Raw genomic sequence first — 2,365 nt, 5'->3', positions numbered from 1 at the left:
CAGTTCTCGGCGTCGTCGGAGGAGACGGCGGCGCAGTCGGGGGTGGTGGCTGCTGCTGCGGAGCAGGTGTCGCAGAACGTGCGGACGGTGGCTGCGGGGGCTGAGCAGATGGGGGCGTCTATTCGGGAGATCGCGCAGAACTCGAACGAGGCGGCGAAGGTGGCTAATCGTGCGACGGATCGTGCGGCGTCGACGAATGTGACGGTGCAGAAGCTGGGGACGTCGTCGCAGGAGATCGGTGATGTGGTGAAGGTGATCACGTCGATCGCTGAGCAGACGAACTTGTTGGCGTTGAACGCGACGATCGAGGCGGCTCGTGCGGGGGAGGCGGGCAAGGGGTTCGCGGTGGTGGCTTCTGAGGTGAAGGAGCTGGCGCAGGAGACGGCGAAGGCGACGGAGGACATTGCTCGTCGGGTGGAGGCGATCCAGGACGACACGTCCAGTGCGGTGGGGGCGATCGGTGAGATCGCGGACATCATCGGGCGGATCAATGACTATCAGCTGACGATCGCGTCGGCGGTGGAGGAGCAGACCGCGACGACGACGGAGATGTCTCGGGGTGTGCAGGAGTCGGCGACGGGTGCGTCGGAGATCGCGGGGAACATCACCGGCATCGCCACCGCCGCGCAGGAGAGCGCGGCCACGATGCAGCGGATGAGCGTCGCGGTCGACGAGCTCGCCCAGGTCTCGGTCGAGCTGCGCACCCGCGTCGGCCGGTTCCGGATCTGAGCGAAGAACGTCAGCACGAGCCGGTGCGGCACCCGCCGCGCCGGGCAGCACCACCCCGGGCCGGGTCCCGGGTGTTCGACCCGGCCACGCGAGGCGTGGCCGACAGCAGGGGACACAGGTCCCCCTAGATCGAGAGGCGAGCGATGAGCGAGCAGCAGAACGCACCGCGCCGGCTCTGGGCCGACCGCCCGGTGCTGGTCAAGATCGTCATGTCCGTCCTTCTCATGGTGGTGATGACCGCGGTCGTCACCGCGTTCGCGCTCAGCTCGATGCGCACGCTGCGGGCCGACGCCGCGCTGATGTACAGCGGCAATGTCGTCCCGCTCCAGCAGCTCACGGAGATCCAGCGCGCCTACCAGGGGGACCGTGCCCGGGTCGTCCAGTACGGCATCGCCGACGAGGAGACCCGCGGCACGCTCGTGGACGAGCTGGCCGAGCGGAAGGTGGACCTCCACTCGCAGATCGAGGCCTACCGCCCCAACGCGGTGAACGAGGCCGACGTCGACGCCCTGCTCGCGGCGCTGGACAAGTACTACGCCGCGGCCGAGGGGACGCTGTTCCCGTTGGCGGACGAGGGCGACGCGGAAGGGTTCGCGACGTACTTCGACGAGACCATCCGTCCGTTGACCACGGGCGTCCTGGACGCCATGCAGGTAGAGACGGTCTCGCAGGGCGACGAGGCGGCCGCGCTCGCCGAGGAGACGGACGCCGTCGCGGCACGGTCGATCCTCCTCACCATCGTGGTCGCGGTGATCGGTGCGGTCGCCGCGTCCGCCCTGGCCTACGTCGTGGCACGCAACATCGCCCGCCGGATCGGCTCGGTGTCCTCGGCCCTGGCGGCTGTGGGCGACGGAGACCTGACGGTCTCCTCCGGCGTGACCGGGCGGGACGAGATCGGCACCCTGGCCGTCGACCTCGAACGCACGCAGGCGAACCTCCGCGGTCTCATCACGGGAGTGGTCGAGTCGTCGGTGACGATCGCGTCGAGCGCCGAGTCGCTGGCGGGGGCGTCGTCGGAGTTCTCGGCGTCGTCGGAGGAGACGGCGGCGCAGTCGGGGGTGGTGGCTGCTGCTGCGGAGCAGGTGTCGCAGAACGTGCGGACGGTGGCTGCGGGGGCTGAGCAGATGGGGGCGTCTATTCGGGAGATCGCGCAGAACTCGAACGAGGCGGCGAAGGTGGCTAATCGTGCGACGGATCGTGCGGCGTCGACGAATGTGACGGTGCAGAAGCTGGGGACGTCGTCGCAGGAGATCGGTGATGTGGTGAAGGTGATCACGTCGATCGCTGAGCAGACGAACTTGTTGGCGTTGAACGCGACGATCGAGGCGGCTCGTGCGGGGGAGGCGGGCAAGGGGTTCGCGGTGGTGGCTTCTGAGGTGAAGGAGCTGGCGCAGGAGACGGCGAAGGCGACGGAGGACATTGCTCGTCGGGTGGAGGCGATCCAGGACGACACGTCCAGTGCGGTGGGGGCGATCGGTGAGATCGCGGACATCATCGGGCGGATCAACGACTATCAGCTGACGATCGCGTCGGCGGTGGAGGAGCAGACCGCGACGACGACGGAGATGTCTCGGGGTGTGCAGGAGTCGGCGACGGGTGCGTCGGAGATCGCGGGGAACATCACCGGCATCGCCAC

At 68.7% G+C, this 2,365-nt stretch carries 2 protein-coding genes; both read left to right on the top strand.

The window, feature by feature from the left end:
- On the top strand, positions 1-729 hold a 729-nt coding region (locus tag ACFVQ3_RS18770), incomplete at its 5' end, for a methyl-accepting chemotaxis protein (RefSeq protein WP_387642393.1).
- A gap of 143 nt (positions 730-872) precedes the next feature.
- Positions 873-2,365: methyl-accepting chemotaxis protein (locus ACFVQ3_RS18765; protein ID WP_387642390.1), on the top strand; the 1,493-nt coding region annotated here is incomplete at its 3' end.

Source organism: Oerskovia sp. NPDC057915 (genome assembly GCF_042887685.1).
Classification (GTDB): Bacteria; Actinomycetota; Actinomycetes; order Actinomycetales; family Cellulomonadaceae; genus Oerskovia.
The sequence above is the reverse complement of the archived record's forward strand: the minus strand, read 5'-3'. Positions and strand labels throughout refer to the sequence as shown.